The organism is Psychrobacter sp. ENNN9_III (assembly GCF_001462175.1).
Classification (GTDB): Bacteria; Pseudomonadota; Gammaproteobacteria; order Pseudomonadales; family Moraxellaceae; genus Psychrobacter.
The window spans coordinates 1-16,704 of the sequence record NZ_LNUO01000088.1; the positions used below are offsets into that span (position 1 = coordinate 1).

The window sequence follows — 16,704 nt, forward strand, 5'->3', positions numbered from 1 at the left end:
TTTTTTTTTTTTTTTTTTTTTTTTCATTTTAAACCTTCTGCAAAAGGTCATGATGCAGAAAAAATTAGCAGATAGTTTAAATTGGGCGCTACTTCATGTATTGATTATCATATATGAAGAGGGAAGTATTAGTGCTGCTGCCGATCGATTAAACATTACCCAGTCAGCTGTTAGTCAAAATCTCAAAAAACTTGAAGAACAGCTCGAAAGCCAGCTTGTTATCCGCAATACAAAGCCTCTAGAGTTGACACCTATTGGTCGTTATTGCCTTCAAGTCGCCCAGATGATGTTCACAGAAATTACCTCTATTGAGGCAATGAGGGGCAGTAATTCTCATCTTTTAGAAGGTGTGGTCAAACTATTGGTAGTCAGTCGCATACACAATCCTAAATATAATCAGTTTTTAGTATATTTTAAAAAAAAGTATCCCAATATTACGCTAGATTTAACGGTCAAATCTAGTATGGATATATTAAATAACTTAAACCAAAAAACGCCTGCCATTGGTATTTGTTTGGCTAGACGTATTCCTGAAAACCTCAATAAAGAACTACTATTCAATCAACGTTATTATCTATACTGTGGCTACCATCATCCTTTATTTTTAGAAAAAGAATTGAGCTTTGATAGTTTATTAAAAGAAGACTTCATTGCTTTTAATAGTGAAGATATCGGCGATGTTCTCTCACCAATTACTGTGTTTAAAGAAAGTCACGATCTCACAGGCCGTGTTAGCGCCTATACTAATAATCTAGACGAGGCAGTGCGTCTGATTTATACAGGGTATGGTATTGGTGCTTTACCTGATCAATTTATTGCGGCTACTCACTTAGAGTCTAAGCTTAGACGTCTGCCACCTAAAAAGGGGATTGCCGATGTTCCAGTGTATATTTTTTGGCATGAACATCGGCCTTTATCCCTTCTTGAAGCAAAGTTTATCGAAGAGATTGTAGCGTTTGATATTTCTCTTTAGACGTCGCTTTAAACTAATTACTATTCTTAAATACATCAATCATACTTACAAAGTGTGAGAGGTTTTGATACGACATTGGAATTAAGCGAGTTGATGCTTCTCCATGCTAACGATATTCCAGCGTATTTTCAGTGAGACTTGTTTCCAGCGAGACCTGCTTTGCAAAACAGGATGATATTATGAAAGATTTTCATTACCAAGCTCTACCGCTCGACGTTCATTTTGGGAACGGTAAATCAGCTGAAGCCAAAGATATTTTGATACAGCATGGTTATCATAAAGTTTTGGTAATTACGACACCTGGCCAAAAAGAAGCAGGTCAGAAGTTATCGCAGCAATTACAAGAGATTTCAGCAGGCGTGTATCCGCACGCTGTGATGCATGTTCCGGTAGAAGTCGCGGACAAGGCGGTAGCATTCGTCCAATCAAACGATATTGATTGTTGTCTGGCTTTGGGCGGTGGCTCTACGATTGGGCTTGCTAAAGCCATTGCTTTAAAGACGCATTTGCCGATAGTCGCCATACCAACTACCTATGCAGGTAGCGAGATGACGACTATTTATGGCATCACTGAAAACAATCTAAAAACCACTGGTAAGGACATTCACATCCTACCCAAAGTAGTGATTTATGATCCAGAGCTAAATCTAACCTTGCCTGCGCAAATCTCGGCTTGCTCAGGTATGAACGCTATGGCACATGCGGTAGAGGCACTATATGCTGAGGATAAAAACCCAATCGTCAGTCTCATGGCGATTGAGTCTATCAAAGCATTGAAGTTTGCTTTGCCTATGATTGTAGATGACTTAAGTGATATTTCAGCACGCCAGAAAGCAACCTATGGCGCTTGGCTTGCTGGAGTTTGTCTAGGGTCAGTTGGTATGGCCATTCATCATAAGATTTGTCATACTTTGGGTGGCACATACAATCTTCCACATGCTCAAGCACACGCCATTACGCTTGCGTATTCGGTGCATTACAATCGTAATGCTGATGATGACGCTATGGATCGATTGGCAGAGGCGTTAGGTGTTAATAGCCGTGAAGAGGTTGGTTTAGCAATCTACCATTTAAATCAATCTTTAGAGATTCCGTTGGCATTAAAAGACATTGGCTTACCCGAAGAGGGTCCATCTGAGGTGGCACAAATTATTTGTGATAGTCCTTATTATAATCCTCGTGATTATGACTATGAGGAATTAAAAGATTTATTAAATAAAGCGTATCAAGGACTGCCTCCTGCTTAGAATTTTTATAAACGACGTTTGAGTGTTTTTACAGTCAATACTTACGACCTTATCTCCTTAAAACGCAGTAAACGTAAAGCATTGAGCGTGACGAGTACCGTCGCGCCAGCGTCAGCCAGTACCGCAATCCAAAGTCCTGTAATCCCAAACACAGTAGTAATCAAAAATATGCCTTTTAGTCCGAGCGCAAACGTCACATTTTGATGAATATTGGTCATCGTGGCACGCGATAGCGCAATAAGATTGGCAACGTCCATCACGCGGCTTTTTAACAGCGCAATATCAGCCGTTTCGATAGCCACATCTGTACCACTACCCATAGCAATACCGACATCTGCCGTTGCTAGCGCTGGTGCATCATTAATACCGTCACCAATCATTGCTATTTGATTGTTGTCTTTCATCTCGCTTAGCAGACGTAGCTTGTCTTCAGGTAACAGTTCAGCCTTCCACTCTATATTTAACTGACGGGCAAGCGCTTTTGCTGTACGTCTATTGTCACCTGTGAGCATGACAGAGCGCACGTTCATTGTGTTCAGCATTGCCACAGCTTGCTTCGCATCCTCTCGCAGCTCATCACGCAGCGCGATCAATCCAAGCGCCTCTCCGTGTTGTTCATCAAACAAGATCGAGACCGTTTTTCCTTCATTTTGCAGGGTCTCGATTTGCGTTTGCTGCGTCATCGGCAACGTAGTTTTCTCTGCTATGTAGACTGGGGAGCCAATGCTCAAAGAGCGCCCAGTGACCGTAGCATGTACGGCTTTACCCGCAGTAGCAGTAGTATCAGTGGCGTCAAGGATAGTTGCCTTAACGGCTTTGGCATGATTTACGATAGCTTTAGCAAGTGGATGATTAGAAGCCGAATCTACGCTTGCAAACAGTGCCAATAACTTGTCTTGACCTTTAGCGTCCGTATGCGCTGAGGTAAAGCCGACAATATCGGTTACCTGTGGCTTACCTTCGGTTAGCGTACCTGTCTTATCAAAAGCGACGGTACTGACTTGGCCAATCAACTCCATGACATTACCGCCTTTGATAAGCAGTCCGTGACGTGCGCCGACTGCCAACCCTGAGGCGATAGCGGCTGGTGTCGAGAGTACCAACGCGCAAGGGCAGGCAATGAGTAATAGTGCTAGACCACGATATAGCCATGTCATCCATTCTGCGCCCATAAATAGCGGCGGAATGACAATAACCAGCGCAGCAAGTGCCATTACGATAGGCGTATAGTAGCGGCTAAAGGTCTCAATAAAGCGTGCGGCCGGGGCTTTAGATGCTTGCGCCTGCTCTACAAGCTCGATGATACGTGCAATCGTATTATCAGCTGCTGTTTTCTTCACGCGTATGTGTAGTACGCCATCGACGTTAATCGAGCCAGCAAAGACATCATCGTTTACGGTCTTAGCAACAGGAACGGACTCACCAGTCACAGGCGATTCATCAAGACTTGACGTTCCTTGAATAATGATGCCATCGGCAGAGACTCTATCACCAGGACGCACCAGCACTTTATCATTTACTTGTAGTGAAGCTGCTGGCACCTGACGCTGTTGATCCTGTGCGTCTAATAAAATGGCAGTCTTTGGTACAAGCGCCGATAAGGCTCTAATACCAGCGCGAGCATGATCGGCCGCTACGCTCTCTAATAGCTCACCAACAGAGAACAAAAAAACCACCGCAGCCGCTTCTTCAGCTTCACCAATGATAAGGGCGCCAATGGCCGCGACGGACATCAGCATTTCAATTGAAAAAGGCGAGCCTGTCAGCGTTAATGCAAGCGCTTTGCGAGCAAATGGTATGACGCCAATAACGACAGCGGTAATAAAAGCCCATGTGCCGTAGGCGGGAAAAACCAATGATAAGACGTAAGCTGCGCTCATTAACAGGCCAATACCAATGACTTGTTTGCCCTTTAACGTTTGCCACCAGCGCTGATTATTTACCGTTGTTTGATGCTCATTGATGTCCGCCTCATTTTGTTGGTCAGTTAACTCTGACACACCAAACCCAAGACGCTTGATGGTTTTTTCGATATCTTTGTCTTTGGTTGCCGCATTAGGCGCTAAGGTTAGCGCGAGCTTTTGGGTGGCAAAGTTTAGCTGAACATCAGAGACACCAGGCATACGAGTTAATGCTGTTTCAATCTTGCCCACGCAACTGGCACAGTCCATACCTTCAATATGATATTGCATAATGTTTTATCCTCTTCTTAAAGGTATTATGAACCCTATAGTGGCTTTAGGGTCAAGGCTTTGATTACTCAATCGGTTTGATTTTTTACTTATTGAACCTTATAGTTGCTTTATGGTCTAAATTTTAGAATCACTATTGATGACTATAGCTATTTAAGGATAGAAAAATGCCTATCAAAATTGGCGAGCTGGCCAAACGTACAGGGGCAACGGTAGAAACCATTCGCTATTACGAAAAAGAAAATTTATTACCAGAGCCTACGCGCAGTCAAGGGAATTATCGTTTGTACCGTGAGGAGCATATTGAACGTCTGCAATTTATCCTACATTGCCGTACGCTTGATATGACTTTGGAGGAAGTACGAGTTTTGCTGCAATATTGGGATACGCCTGATAAAAACTGCGGAGAGGTAAATATACTATTAGATGAGCATATCAATGCGGTAGAGACACGTATGAAAGAGTTGGTGCAATTAAAGCAGCATCTGTTGGATTTGCGGCAAAAATGTGCCAAAGAAGCACCAGCTGAATCATGCGGGATACTACATGCGTTGGCGGACAATTCTTGTCATCTCTCTTCAGGCTAGCTCAAATCATAGGGTTGCTAGATCTATAAAGGCTAAATCGCTGGTATCAAAATGAATACTATTGCTGGCATGCTCTTTATTTGCTGAATTAACGCTTTTCGTCTAAATGTTTGATGTCGTCCGGGCTGGCGGCGTAGATAGCGTCAAGCTCGTGCTGCGTTAAATATTTTTCGACAATAGGAAAGAGCTCTCGCTCTTCGAAACGTAAATGATCATACAATAAGTTACCAAGTTGTTTGACTTGTCCAACAGTGATTATAGTCTCTTCACAAGTTTGAGTAGTTTGGATTTCCGTCTTCATATTGTTCAACAGTCTATGCTGTTCTTTCATTGTATTAAGTACAGAAGCAACCTCAGGTTGATTAGCTTGATGAGGTAGTAATGCCTTTGTGATTAAATTGTCCTCGATACTAAAATGAGCGTGCATATCATCAATATAAGAGGACAGCGCTTGCCAATGTGCAGTAATTGCTTGCGGATTGTCGGCACACTCTTTAGCATGACGTCCTATGTGTAAACCAAGATGATGCTGGCGTGATAATGGCTGTAATTGAGGGGCGCGTTTCATTAGTAATCTCCATTTCATAAAATCTGTAAATTTAATGGACGATCTATTATATAATTAATGATAATCATTCTCATAATATAACAACTTATAGGCTATTTTACTATCGTCATATGACTTCAAGTATTAATCAATATACAGTCATCACCTAGATAAAATTGGTGATTAAACTTTTTAGGTTATAAAATATAGGGTTTGAAAGGCTTTATTATATTTTACGGTTGATAAAACACTTCTATATTTAAAATTAACTTTAAGACTCTTAAAATCTCATTAAGGAGAGGTTATGCATATCACTGCCAATTTTGATGCAGGTAATATCGACATTATTAACATGGAAAATAAAAAAGATATCCAATTGGCTATTCGTCCAGATGTTGGTGACGAGTTTTTCCAATGGTTTAACTTTCGTCTATCAGGTGAGATTGGCGAGCAATATGTTCTTAATGTTGTCAATGCAGGGGAGGCGTCATACGTTGCAGGGTGGGAGAATTACCAAGCAGTTGCTTCCTACGATCGGGAGTATTGGTTCCGTCTGCCTACCACTTATAAAGACGGCAAATTAACTATAGTGGCAGATTTAGAATGTGACACCATTCAAATTGCGTATTTTGCCCCTTATAGCTATGAGCGCCATCAAGATTTATTGGCCGCTGTACAAACGCATTCATTAGTGACACTAGAGCATTTAGGCGAAACGCTTGATAAGCGTGACTTAACCTTAGTAAAAATCGGTAATGGCGATAGCAGTAGTGAGGTAAATAAACGCAATATTTGGATCACTGCGCGTCAGCACCCCGGTGAGACGATGGCAGAGTGGTTGGTTGAAGGTCTACTATACAGCTTATTGGATGAAGACAATGCTACTGCTAAGATGTTATTAGAAAAAGCAAACTTCTACATTGTACCTAATATGAACCCAGATGGGAGTGTGCGCGGACATCTGCGTACTAACGCTGCTGGTACCAATTTGAATCGTGAATGGTCAGATCCAAGCTTAGAGAAAAGCCCTGAAGTGTTTCATGTCATTAATAAAATGGAGAGACCGGCGTTGATCTATTTTATGATGTGCACATTAATAAAATGGAGACGACCGGCGTTGATCTATTTTATGATGTGCACGGCGATGAAGCATTGCCTTATGTGTTTCTTGCCGGCTCTCAAGGGACACCAAGTTATAACGACCGCCTAGCACGTCTGCGTGATAGATTTTCAGACGTGTTGAAAATGGCCAGTGCCGACTTTCAGTCCGAATATGGCTATGATATTGATGCGCCAGGTAAAGCGAATATGACGGTTGCAACTAATTGGGTGGCTGAGCGCTTTGATTGCCTTGCCAATACTTTGGAGATGCCTTTTAAAGATAACAATAACCTACCTGATGCAGACATGGGCTGGTCACCAGAGCGTTCTATCAAATTAGGTGAAGCATCGTTGATGGCGATGTTGGCAGTGGTAGATGAGTTAAGTTAGTGATTAGTTTGAGCTAGCCAAGATTGTTCACGTTATCAGGTAGTTGGGTGAACCATAAATCTTGGTTTAAATGATTGATGTTTATAATTGTAAGATTTTTGACAGTTTTTATTTTATAAAATAAGGTAGAGTGGTTTTTCGGACCATTTGGAGCAAGTTGCTTAAAATCGAACACTTAAAACGGACTATCTACAATGTTAAAGGAATTTACCATGCAAACTGACTCAAGCACGAGTGTATAACATAAAAAAGTGGTTGAATGTAGGCTGATGCCTTATCTCCCATGCGGTGATGGTCGTTAAAGGTAAGGCAGCAGCTTCGAGAAATGATAGCGATTTAGGCATGTGCCCGACGATACGCTCATCGACCAGTTGGTACTCAGAATTACTACCTGAGCGAGTCAAATCCCCTGCGTAATACACACGGTCACCTACCGAAAATTGGGTGCTGCGCTTAATAAAATGCTGATGCAAAACTAGCTAGACTGTTAATATGTCCTGGGTGTGTTGTATAAGCTGTGCGATGGCGGCTTTGTTTAACGCATCGCTATGTGGTTTGCCAAACTCGCCTCGTTCATCGCCATACTCGCCATTGATATCATTATCAAAATACTGATCAGTCTCATTCGCAAACTCATTGGCCACCGCTAAGGCTACCAAAATACCAGCCCCTTTATCAGCAGATGACCAGTGTTGTCCATAAGCTTCGTTTGCCATACGGGTATTGAGTAATGAGCCAGGGTTGACGGCAATCACGTTGATATTATGAGCAGCTACTTGCTCAACCAAAGCCATGCTCCACATGGTTAACGCCAATTTGCTTTGCGCATAGGCATCTTGTTCACTTAACCCCTTTTGTCCCGCCAAAGCTTACTGCGCCGCTATCATAGTAATAAAGTCCATTCGCTATCACCAGTAGCTACAACAGAAAACACTTTCAATATTTTTTTGAAGGTATAGGGTTTTAAAGGGATGAAATTCTGCTTTTTAGCTATACTTCTACCTATGCTTGCTCAAGTGATAGTTGTATTTGACCAAGGCGATACGATGAAAAATTTGCAGGATTTACGATAGTTGTATTTGACCAAGGCGATACGATGAAAAATTTGCAGGATTTACGTATTTTTATTGAAACGGCTCGTTTGGGCAGTTTGTCGGCTTGTGCTCGGCATTTAGATTTATCACCTGCCGTGGTTAGTGCCGCAGTGAAACGACTAGAAGCTGAGATTGATACTGTGTTATTTATTTGCTCAACTCGCAGGTTGCGTCTAACCGGTAAAGGTGAGCAATACTTAAAACACTGCCGAGATGCTGTCGATATTTTGGACAATGCTTATGCAGGTTTGCATGACAATGATGCTGATTTGACAGGCACAATTCGCTTATCAGCTTCTTCAGATTTGGGTCGAAACTTAGTATTACCATGGTTGGATGATTTTATGCAGATTCATCCCAATTACGCATCATACTGTCATGTAACCACTTTTTTTGGAGCCGGTTATAGTTATCAATGCCAATCTCATCATCTTTTAGGGCACCGCTTTCTTCCTGTTGCACGACACCTTTACAGCGCCATGCAGATTAAAACATCATTAATGTCTTACAAAAAAATCATTTTGGGTGGCTCATGCATTAAGAAGTTTTGGTGAGATATATTCCAAGCGTAAGCCCCTGCTAGGGTAAAAACTAAGTAGTCGCCGATATGCAGCGCGTCAATCCATTGGCCCTTTGCCAGTATGTCTTTGGGCGTACAAAGCTGACCGACAAGGGTTGCCTTGGTGCCCGTGATGGCGGCTTGCGTTATCAGATTTTCTTGCGGTTCGGCTTTTATTGCGTGGCTCACGCGGCGCGGCACGATATAAAAAGGATGGTTGTGCTGCTGAGCGGCGGGCGTTCTAAAATGATGGGTGCCGCCATGACCGATCACAAATGTCTCGCCAAGATTTTTTTTGATATCCAATACTTCCATTACATAATAACCACAGGGCGCCGTGATAAACCGTCCAATCTCAAACCTAACCATAAACTGCGGGTTTTTCGTTAAGATACTGGCAAGCTGCTGACAGAATACTTGCCACTCAAAATGCTGCGGCTGCGGATCATAGTGAATACCAATGCCGCCGCCCACGTTGATGGTCAGTTGTGAGGGCAGCGATGGATAATCCTGCTGCCACTTCTTGACCATCTCTATATAGCGCTGCATTAACAACAGGTGACGCTCGACTGATAATTGATGCGACATCAAGTGAAAATGAAACCCACGAAACTCAATAAATGGACTTGAGTCAATGATAGATAGCGCTTGCTTGAGGTGAGTTTCATCCAGCCCAAAAGGGGTAGGCTTACCGCCCATGACCAGCTTACTGCTGCCGATGTCACCAATATCAATATTCATTCGCAAAAATATACGGACGGGAAGCTGTAAGGACTGACTCAAGGTTTGGATGCGAGTCAGCTCGACCAGACTCTCTACATGAATGGTATCGATTTGCTGTTGTATGGCTTGCTGCAGATCTGAGGTCAGCTTACCCGGTCCACCAAAAATAATAGGATGGTTCGGCTGGTGGGTCTGTAGCCAGTTGAGCTCGCCTGCTGAAGCGGCCTCAAACCCATCGACATGCTCTACCAAGGTGGATAGTATTTCAGGCTCTGCGTTGGCTTTGATGGCATAAAATAGCTGCGTGTTAGCAGGCAAGCAATGCTTCATGGTTTTTATCCGCTCTGCTAAAGCGTCTAAATCATAAATATAAGCACACAGCGGTGTCGACTGCGTACTATGTTCATGAATAGTATTTATAATTTTTGCAGGCAGCGGATGGTTGTCTGCTGGTTGGGCTGAGTGGCTTGTCGTCATGTCAGTTGTCATTTTGCGAGTGCCTTTTAGTCTGGTTGTTAGTCTGATATGGAAAGATGGTGGGGTTTTATAATAGCGTCATTGTTTGGCTGTCTGTTTTGGCATCGGGCATAGAGGGCTGCCACGGGCAGGGCAGCATGACATAGGCAGAATGCTTATCAGCAAGCGTGAGCAATCGAGTCTTATAATTGGTCTTGCTGGGTAAACGGCCGCCGTCTAACAAAGCCTGAATTTCAGGCTGAGTACCATATACCAGCTGCCAATTGATCAATATCCCTTTGACATGTTGCCAAAGTCGCGCCTCTAACGTCTCAGCTGATTGCGCGCCTCGGCATAAATAAAAGATGGCCTCACTAAGATTATTGACAAAAACGCAATAGGCAATACGTGACCATCCTGCCGCTCTAGAATAGCGGATAGACTGTTTGCAGCGCTCAGATAAACCGGACGCGTCAGTAAGTGACCACAGGCTATCCACCAGCTTGGTGCCTTCCAAATCTCGAATCCACACGCATGTCGGCAGGTCTTGATGAAAGCCAATCACCGTGTTTTGTAAATGCGGCTCGAACACAACGCCATGGTTAAAAAAGTGTTTTGTAAATGCGGCTCGAACACAACGCCATGGTTAAAAAAGTAATCAAACGTGCCATCAATCAAAATATTGGCATAACGTCTGAACCATAAGCAGGCTAGGGTGTCATAGGATACGCGCTCATTATCATGCTGATCATGGCGGTTACAGCGCTGCTGTAGCTGACGCTCGATGATACTGTCTCCAAACCTATCCTCGGTAAATAAGGCGGCAGCAACTTGTGGCGTTAGGTATGTAATATCATCTGCCGTAAATGACTCTCGGAACAATAAACCAAAAGACTCAGTAATAAACTGAGCCGCGCTGGCATTGCCATCGGGGGATTTGGCGCTCATATCAAGGGTGGCAGCCCCAGGCTCCAACATTAGCTTAAAAGCGGGTGCAGTCAGGCGTTTGCTACGATCAATTTTTTCTAAAATATTATTTAGATAAACGGCGCTGTGTAGCTCATACCAAGCATTTTTGCGGATGCAATTGGTCAGACGAACATGGATGGAGCACTTTATAAAATGCGTCAGCTGATCGTGATATAAGGTGCGCACCGATGAGGTTGGGGACACCGCCTTACCCGTCAGACCAAGCGGTATCATATATCCTGATGCAATTGCTCGCTTGATGGTCGGATTTGCCAAGATGCCATCGGCTTCCCACGGATGACAAGGGTAGTAGACCCAGTCGGTATCACTATCGGTATTTAAACTGCCAGTATTTAAGCTGTCAGTATCTGAATTTACGGTCGCTAATAATTCATCAGCAAGTAAGGTGCGCGCGATATTGCGCAGTATGGCTTTGGTATCTTTGCCAATATAGCTGACGAGGGAGGGATTAACCTTAAACCAAAACAAAGCAAACTGGCTTTGGGTTTCAGGCGAGTGCGCCAACAAAGACGCCATATCGACCCCTTGCCGGCTTTTCGGCGACGGATGATACGCATGACCCCAAAGTAACGCCTGTTCGCTATCTATATAGCCATTAACGTTTGTTGTATTTTGCTGTATATCTTGCTGGTAGCCAGTGGCGTGGGTGCTCGAGGTCTGCAAAAAGGCGGTGGTCACGCTGATGCTATTATCAATCTGATGCTTTAGCTCTTGGTTGATATCGATTTGATAGCGCGTCGCAATATAACTGTGCAGATAATCGACCAATTGATGAATATCAAGGCATGTCCATGATTGACCATGCGCTTTTAGCCAAGGTGCGCCGTTCGGCTGGCACTTGCCTAGATTACTAAAGTAGGCCACAGGCAATACGATTTTTGCAGAAGCAGTCTCATGAGCGATAGGAAATCGAATCGTCAATAGTTGTGCGCTCAGGCCAGCGTGGTTATCACGTAGACAAAGTGGTAAATCGTCATCAGACTCATCAATGCTTAGGTCTTGATGAGGAATGGCGAACTCACGAAGATAACAATTGATGATGTTTGTCAGTGCATGCTGCTCAGACTTGTACTGATGGTACTGCGACAGTAGGCTTGGCACTGGGGTGTTTTTGACTGATGTACTGGGCCACAAAAAACTTGACATCGTATCGTTTGGTAGTGAATAGTTTGGTTTCATAAGTGATCTCTTCTTTTATGTTTTAAATGTTTTTAGAGTAAGTATGGTTTTGGTGCTTTCTACACCGTTTTGCTGCATGTTGCTTGATACATGCTAACGGTTATTATCGCGACGGCTGCCATCATAGCTGAGAGCATAAACGGAGAGAGCAGACCAAATATCGGTACAAACAAAGTAACTGACAGTCCTGCTAGCACGCCGCCCCATTTTGCCAGTGCATCGTATCTGGAGAATATTTTGCCGCTATGCTTGGACTGGTTGGTATTCGCCATTTGCGCATGCAGGCTTTGGTAACACATAAACATGCCTACGCCAAACAGCATTCTCGCCAGCCAAATCAAGGCAAGATAGTCTGTCAAGTGCAGCAAAACCGCGCTTGTCAATACTGCAAAACCAAGGCTTAAGGACATGGCTGGCAGGTACTGGCTGATGCGTCCATAGAGCAGCTGGCAGATCAGATATATGGCATGAGGCATGGCATATAACTGTCCTATTTCAGCGCTGCTAAGCCCAAAGGTTTTGGCAAATGGCAAAAAGTATGGAAAAGTCGCTACCATACAAAAGGCTAAGAAAAACTGCAGCAGCGATATAAACAGATAAGGATTGGCGAAAAAAGCGGCACCCGTTAGACTTTGCGCGGGGTACAAGCTCTTATTTTTATCGTTTCTGGATTTTTTACTGCTTTTGGTGTTTGCAGGCGCTTTAGGCAGTTGGACAGTATTGGCGGTGGTACCGATATTACCTGCCGTAATGATGTCTTTTTTTAGCAAAAAACTAAGTAGTAATGCTAAGAGCGGCAGGATGGCAAGCACGCGATACAAACTTAACACCTCGTAATGTTGTACCAAAAATCCCAGCCCAATCGGGGCAGTAATCAAGGCAAGCCGCGCTGAAAACTGAGTAAAATTCAGCACCTGTTTTAAGGTGTTTTTATCAGTGATACTGGTGGCTAAATAAGCGTTTGAGGCTGCCATTGTCCCGCCAAACAGCCCCTGAACGCTCAGTCCTATGACAAGCTGCCATAAAGACTGAGAAAATCCGCATATCAAAAACCCCACCGCCAAGCCAAGCTCTGCCCGCAATAAGGAGGTCTTGCGGCCATACGTATCGGCAAAACGTCCCCAGTATCGGGCAGCGATGGCGGTCATGAGGGTCGGTAGTATAAACAGCAAGCCAACCCAGCCTGATTGCAATGGCGCATTTAGCTCTTGGAGCATGATTGGCAAAAACAACGGCATACCTAACGCAGAAAAGGCGGACAGGTAGTGACAACATAGGACGATTGCCACCATCATTCGATAGTTCATTACGAGTCCTGCTTGTGTCGCTGCATAAGCTTTAAGGTGTTGGGTGCTGATTTGCCATAAAACTTATTGATATCAGTCGCGCCAGACTGCTCTTTTGACAACAGACTGCCAGCAGACAGCAAGTATTTGATATACCAGTGCTGGCTCTCTAATAAGACTTGCTGTGCAAGATGAGTGTCGTAACCTTGTTTGGATAGGCTGCGTAAGGTCGTATCAATACCGTTTAGAAGAGTTTGGTAAGCCTGATGACGGTCGAGGATGGCATAGGTGCTCATCATCTCGATAATGGCGGTGATGTCGAGCTGGAGCGTGATGGTCAAAAACATCTGCGCCAACGCCAATTCATCGTCAACGACGATACGTTGGTCTTTAATGCTCTTGATGTCTATCAAGTTGTCGAGGCCAGCTTGCGCTATAGCTGCGTTAAACCTTGGTGGATAAAGGCGTGCAGAGTCATTGTCTTTCATGAGCAAGGTCATCGTGCGGCTATGGTGATCAAAGACAATGATGGCATTTTGCTGGTTGGCTTCTAACGCAATGCCGTATTTTATCCAAAGTGTCAAATGGACATGGCACAACAGGCCAATGTAGTCTTTTAACCAACGCTGACTATTGCCATCATAAAAAATATCAATTAAGTGACTGACAAAGGGGCGACCATCCGGCATGACGCTGCCAAACGCTGCTACTGGGACAGGAGTTTTACCCATTAGATTGATGTCATCATAGCGTCTGACGATAAAGGCGAGTGTTTTGTCATCGCCCATATGACCACCTAGGCTTTCGTCGCAATGAGCGTAAGACCCTTGCAGTGCGGCATCGTTTTTTTCAATCAATTGCAAGGTACGTTGAAACCAATGACCATCATAAATAGTTGAGGGTTTGATTAAGCGCACGTTTTTATTGCCCAAGGTGCGGGCGATGAGCGGTACTTTGATATGGATATTTGGTGCATCGCAGCACACCACCGTGCGCACAGATAAGGTAGGTTGTACGCTGAGCGCAGACTTGGGTGCCAATATCATTTGTAGCGACGCCTCCTTGAGAGCATGCTGTTGCAGCAGCGGCAAGGTGAGCGGATGTACTGGAAATAGGTAATGCGTCTGTTGGAGGTCAGGACTGAGACCGACGTCGGCAAAGCTTGGCCAAATATCAGGCAGCTTGGTGCTGACAGTGGCTAATGCTTTCGAGATAGCAACCCAATGTAGGCGAAAGATTGGTGCAAATTCTGGACTATATGCTGCAATATCAGACGCGTCTAAGCCAAGCTTGGCTCGGGCAGTCGGGTAATAAGGATGATCCAAATACGAGGCGACTTGATCGGCGTATAGCAACCGCTCAGACCAGTTTGGGTATTGAGTGATATTACGCGCCAGATGGCGACACTGAGACTCAAACCCTCGGCGCGCTAACGCTCGGTGTTCAGTGGCACAGTCCAGCTCAAGCAGATAGCTATCAAGCACAGCCTCAGAGGCCTTTGATAATTGTTTGAGGATGGCGACAAAATCTTGATAGTCATGCTTGATGAGGTACTCGCCTGAGTTTTTTTGTAGCCACATTGGGCTGGTAAGTTGCCAATATTGCATATAATCACTGGCTGCAACGGGCAACCAATTGGTTTGGTCAGGTAAGGTTATCTCTAGCCACAATGTTTGCTATTTTAACTCTTCTGGCAGATGAGGAAGATCAAATTCTGTTTCTATAATGGTGCTATCTGATAGCAAGCCATAGATGTCTTCACGAATACAAGTATTGATAAAGCGTTCAGTGATATATTGTTTGTTCATTATTAGCTCTCAAAATGTAACGATGTAAATAGGTAAGCGATGTAAATAGGTAGCAGGTAGATCCCATGTTTATGCGTCAAACTGCCATTGCAAACTTGCGATGGCCTCGCTTAGTACGTCATCCATGGTGTTTTTGCAATCAGAATAAGCCAGTAGGCGGCTTAAATAGTCTTTGTTAGAGTGGGTCAGCTGGATGGTTTGATGTTATTGTTTTAGCGGCTGATGAATGATAGTCGTCTGCTGCATTTGCTTATTAAAGGGGCTGGGTGCTGTGCAAATGGTGCCAGATTGAGGGGCAACAATATAATGAATGCGTGCATGGGTGCTGATGGTAAGTGCTCCGTACTCGGCCTCTAGCTCAGCAATACTGACCCCTTGATGCAGTCGAATAATGGTATCAAACCAAGGGTAGTGCGCCATATCATCTAATAAAAACTCTCTACCATCGCCGATGCTGCGATAGTTAATTTCAACCAAATGTATCTCGCCTGTTGGAGTAATAATAAACTCACTGTGACAGACGCCAAGCCCCACACCGATATCTTGTAAAATCGCTAAACAGCGCTCACGGTACTGGACGCATAAGGGCGTGTTCCACACCGCATCCAGCTCTACAAAATGTGGCGGTTCGGTCAATGTCACCTCAAAGCCGCCTACCGCCACCAAGCGCTCACCATCGCCAAGCGTCTCTAACGTCATTAAGCGTCCAGCCACATAAGACTCAACCAAAATCGGTATGGTTTTTGATTGCCAAAAATTTTGGCAATAGTCAATCAGCTCATCTTTATCCATACAAAGCTGCACATCCATGCTAGCGACGCCTTGTTTGGGTTTGGCGACTAAGGGGAAGCTGATAGCTAGATTATCGATGGCACAAGTGTCAAGGTGTAAATCCTTGGCGTTTAGCAGCTGATAGCCAGCTTGGTATAAGTGAGCAGATTGTAGCTGTGTTCTCATTAAGTACTTGTCTTTAAAGACTAAGCAATGACGCCAGTCTTTACTAGGAAGATGGAAGAAGTCCGCGACGATGGCGGTTGCGGCTTGTAGATGGTCGCTATTACTAAAGACCAGATTGGGCAAGATATGATGATTGTTTAAGGTATCAATGATTGCTAAAGGATTAAACACATCGCATTCCAGAATGCTGATTTGCGCCCCTAGAGGCATTGCTATTAACGCATCCATGTGTGCGTCTTTATCATCGGTTATGATAATTAATTGACTGTCAGGTGCGTGCCTAAATTTCAATAAGGCAGGGATAAAACCTTCAATAACTGCATCATTGACCACATGAGTGATCAGAACCGTCGCATAGGACATAGAGCTTTCCTTTTTTGATGAACCAAAAATAAAGAATAAACAGAGATGTTATTTTTCGTGCTCATGATATTAATGATAATGATAATCATTTGCAAGTAAGTTGCAGAAATAATGTCCTATTAATGCCTGAAATCTACTAAAATTTTTTAAGAGAGGGGTTTAAATGCGAAGGTAAGCAGTGAAAATTGATAAAAGAGACAGGCAGGTTAGGTTACAATATATTATTGAAAATAAAAGCAAATCCATTTCAGA

General features: G+C 43.9%; 16 protein-coding genes and 1 pseudogene. 6 read left to right on the forward strand and 11 right to left on the reverse strand.

The features are described 5' to 3' along the window. Both PENNN9_RS05575 and PENNN9_RS05580 read left to right on the forward strand, forming a co-directional pair. On the forward strand, positions 1-973 hold a 973-nt coding region (locus PENNN9_RS05575), incomplete at its 5' end, for a LysR family transcriptional regulator (RefSeq protein ID WP_058368731.1). 179 nt (positions 974-1,152) lie between these two features. Then, positions 1,153-2,220: a maleylacetate reductase gene (locus tag PENNN9_RS05580; RefSeq protein WP_058368732.1), complete on the forward strand. Its 1,068-nt coding sequence runs from the start codon at positions 1,153-1,155 to the stop codon at positions 2,218-2,220. A 41-nt stretch (positions 2,221-2,261) separates the two neighbouring features. Here the strand turns inward: PENNN9_RS05580 and PENNN9_RS05585 are convergent, their stop codons facing one another. Continuing rightward, positions 2,262-4,412, reverse strand: coding sequence for a heavy metal translocating P-type ATPase (locus tag PENNN9_RS05585; RefSeq protein ID WP_058368733.1), 2,151 nt, complete (start codon positions 4,410-4,412; stop codon positions 2,262-2,264). A 167-nt stretch (positions 4,413-4,579) separates the two neighbouring features. Here PENNN9_RS05585 and cadR point away from each other — a divergent pair, with 167 nt between their 5' ends. Then, on the forward strand, positions 4,580-4,999 hold the full coding sequence (gene cadR / locus PENNN9_RS05590; protein ID WP_058368734.1) for a Cd(II)/Pb(II)-responsive transcriptional regulator: 420 nt from the start codon (positions 4,580-4,582) through the stop codon (positions 4,997-4,999). Between the two features lie 88 nt (positions 5,000-5,087). Here the strand turns inward: cadR and PENNN9_RS05595 are convergent, their stop codons facing one another. Continuing rightward, positions 5,088-5,567 (reverse strand): hemerythrin domain-containing protein, encoded by a 480-nt coding sequence (locus PENNN9_RS05595; RefSeq protein ID WP_058368735.1) that lies wholly within the window; start codon positions 5,565-5,567, stop codon positions 5,088-5,090. Positions 5,568-5,850: 283 nt separating this feature from the next. On the opposite strand from PENNN9_RS05595, the gene PENNN9_RS05600 reads away from it, so the two are divergent. Together PENNN9_RS05600 and PENNN9_RS13300 are read left to right on the forward strand one after the other, a co-directional pair. Beyond that, positions 5,851-6,756: a M14-type cytosolic carboxypeptidase gene (locus PENNN9_RS05600; protein WP_264752903.1), complete on the forward strand. Its 906-nt coding sequence runs from the start codon at positions 5,851-5,853 to the stop codon at positions 6,754-6,756. Beyond that, positions 6,708-7,037, forward strand: a complete 330-nt coding sequence (locus tag PENNN9_RS13300) for a hypothetical protein (protein ID WP_264752904.1) — start codon at positions 6,708-6,710, stop codon at positions 7,035-7,037. The genes PENNN9_RS05600 and PENNN9_RS13300 overlap by 49 nt, the downstream gene beginning before the upstream one ends. Before the next feature lie 275 nt (positions 7,038-7,312). Here PENNN9_RS13300 and PENNN9_RS12690 read toward each other — a convergent pair. Further along, positions 7,313-7,483 (reverse strand): annotated as a pseudogene (locus PENNN9_RS12690) (zinc-binding alcohol dehydrogenase family protein); the annotation flags it as partial. 33 nt (positions 7,484-7,516) lie between these two features. Beyond that, positions 7,517-7,903, reverse strand: coding sequence for an SDR family NAD(P)-dependent oxidoreductase (locus tag PENNN9_RS05610; RefSeq protein WP_058368737.1), 387 nt, complete (start codon positions 7,901-7,903; stop codon positions 7,517-7,519). A gap of 230 nt (positions 7,904-8,133) precedes the next feature. Between PENNN9_RS05610 and PENNN9_RS05615 the strand changes: the two genes are divergently transcribed. Further along, positions 8,134-8,685, forward strand: coding sequence for a LysR family transcriptional regulator (locus PENNN9_RS05615; RefSeq protein WP_058368738.1), 552 nt, complete (start codon positions 8,134-8,136; stop codon positions 8,683-8,685). On the opposite strand, the gene PENNN9_RS05620 is transcribed toward PENNN9_RS05615, so the two are convergent. The 7 genes from PENNN9_RS05620 to PENNN9_RS05640 form a co-directional block, all read right to left on the reverse strand. After that, on the reverse strand, positions 8,637-9,902 hold the full coding sequence (locus PENNN9_RS05620; RefSeq protein ID WP_058368739.1) for a type III PLP-dependent enzyme: 1,266 nt from the start codon (positions 9,900-9,902) through the stop codon (positions 8,637-8,639). The two genes, PENNN9_RS05615 and PENNN9_RS05620, sit on opposite strands and share 49 nt — an antisense overlap. Before the next feature lie 55 nt (positions 9,903-9,957). Continuing rightward, positions 9,958-10,461, reverse strand: coding sequence for a ferric iron reductase (locus PENNN9_RS13305; RefSeq protein WP_264752905.1), 504 nt, complete (start codon positions 10,459-10,461; stop codon positions 9,958-9,960). Then, on the reverse strand, positions 10,431-12,038 hold the full coding sequence (locus PENNN9_RS05625; RefSeq protein WP_264752906.1) for an IucA/IucC family protein: 1,608 nt from the start codon (positions 12,036-12,038) through the stop codon (positions 10,431-10,433). Before PENNN9_RS05625 ends, PENNN9_RS13305 begins: the two co-directional genes overlap by 31 nt. Before the next feature lie 59 nt (positions 12,039-12,097). After that, complete coding sequence (locus PENNN9_RS05630) at positions 12,098-13,345, reverse strand: MFS transporter (RefSeq protein ID WP_058368740.1); 1,248 nt, start codon at positions 13,343-13,345, stop codon at positions 12,098-12,100. Continuing rightward, entirely contained in the window at positions 13,345-14,994 is a 1,650-nt protein-coding gene (locus tag PENNN9_RS05635) for an IucA/IucC family protein (RefSeq protein ID WP_264752907.1), read from the reverse strand. The genes PENNN9_RS05630 and PENNN9_RS05635 overlap by 1 nt, the downstream gene beginning before the upstream one ends. Before the next feature lie 6 nt (positions 14,995-15,000). Next, a complete protein-coding gene (locus PENNN9_RS13310) occupies positions 15,001-15,132 on the reverse strand; it encodes a hypothetical protein (RefSeq protein ID WP_264752908.1) in 132 nt (43 codons plus the stop codon). A 204-nt stretch (positions 15,133-15,336) separates the two neighbouring features. Continuing rightward, complete coding sequence (locus PENNN9_RS05640; protein WP_227511740.1) at positions 15,337-16,452, reverse strand: ATP-grasp domain-containing protein; 1,116 nt, start codon at positions 16,450-16,452, stop codon at positions 15,337-15,339. Positions 16,453-16,704 lie beyond the last annotated feature (252 nt).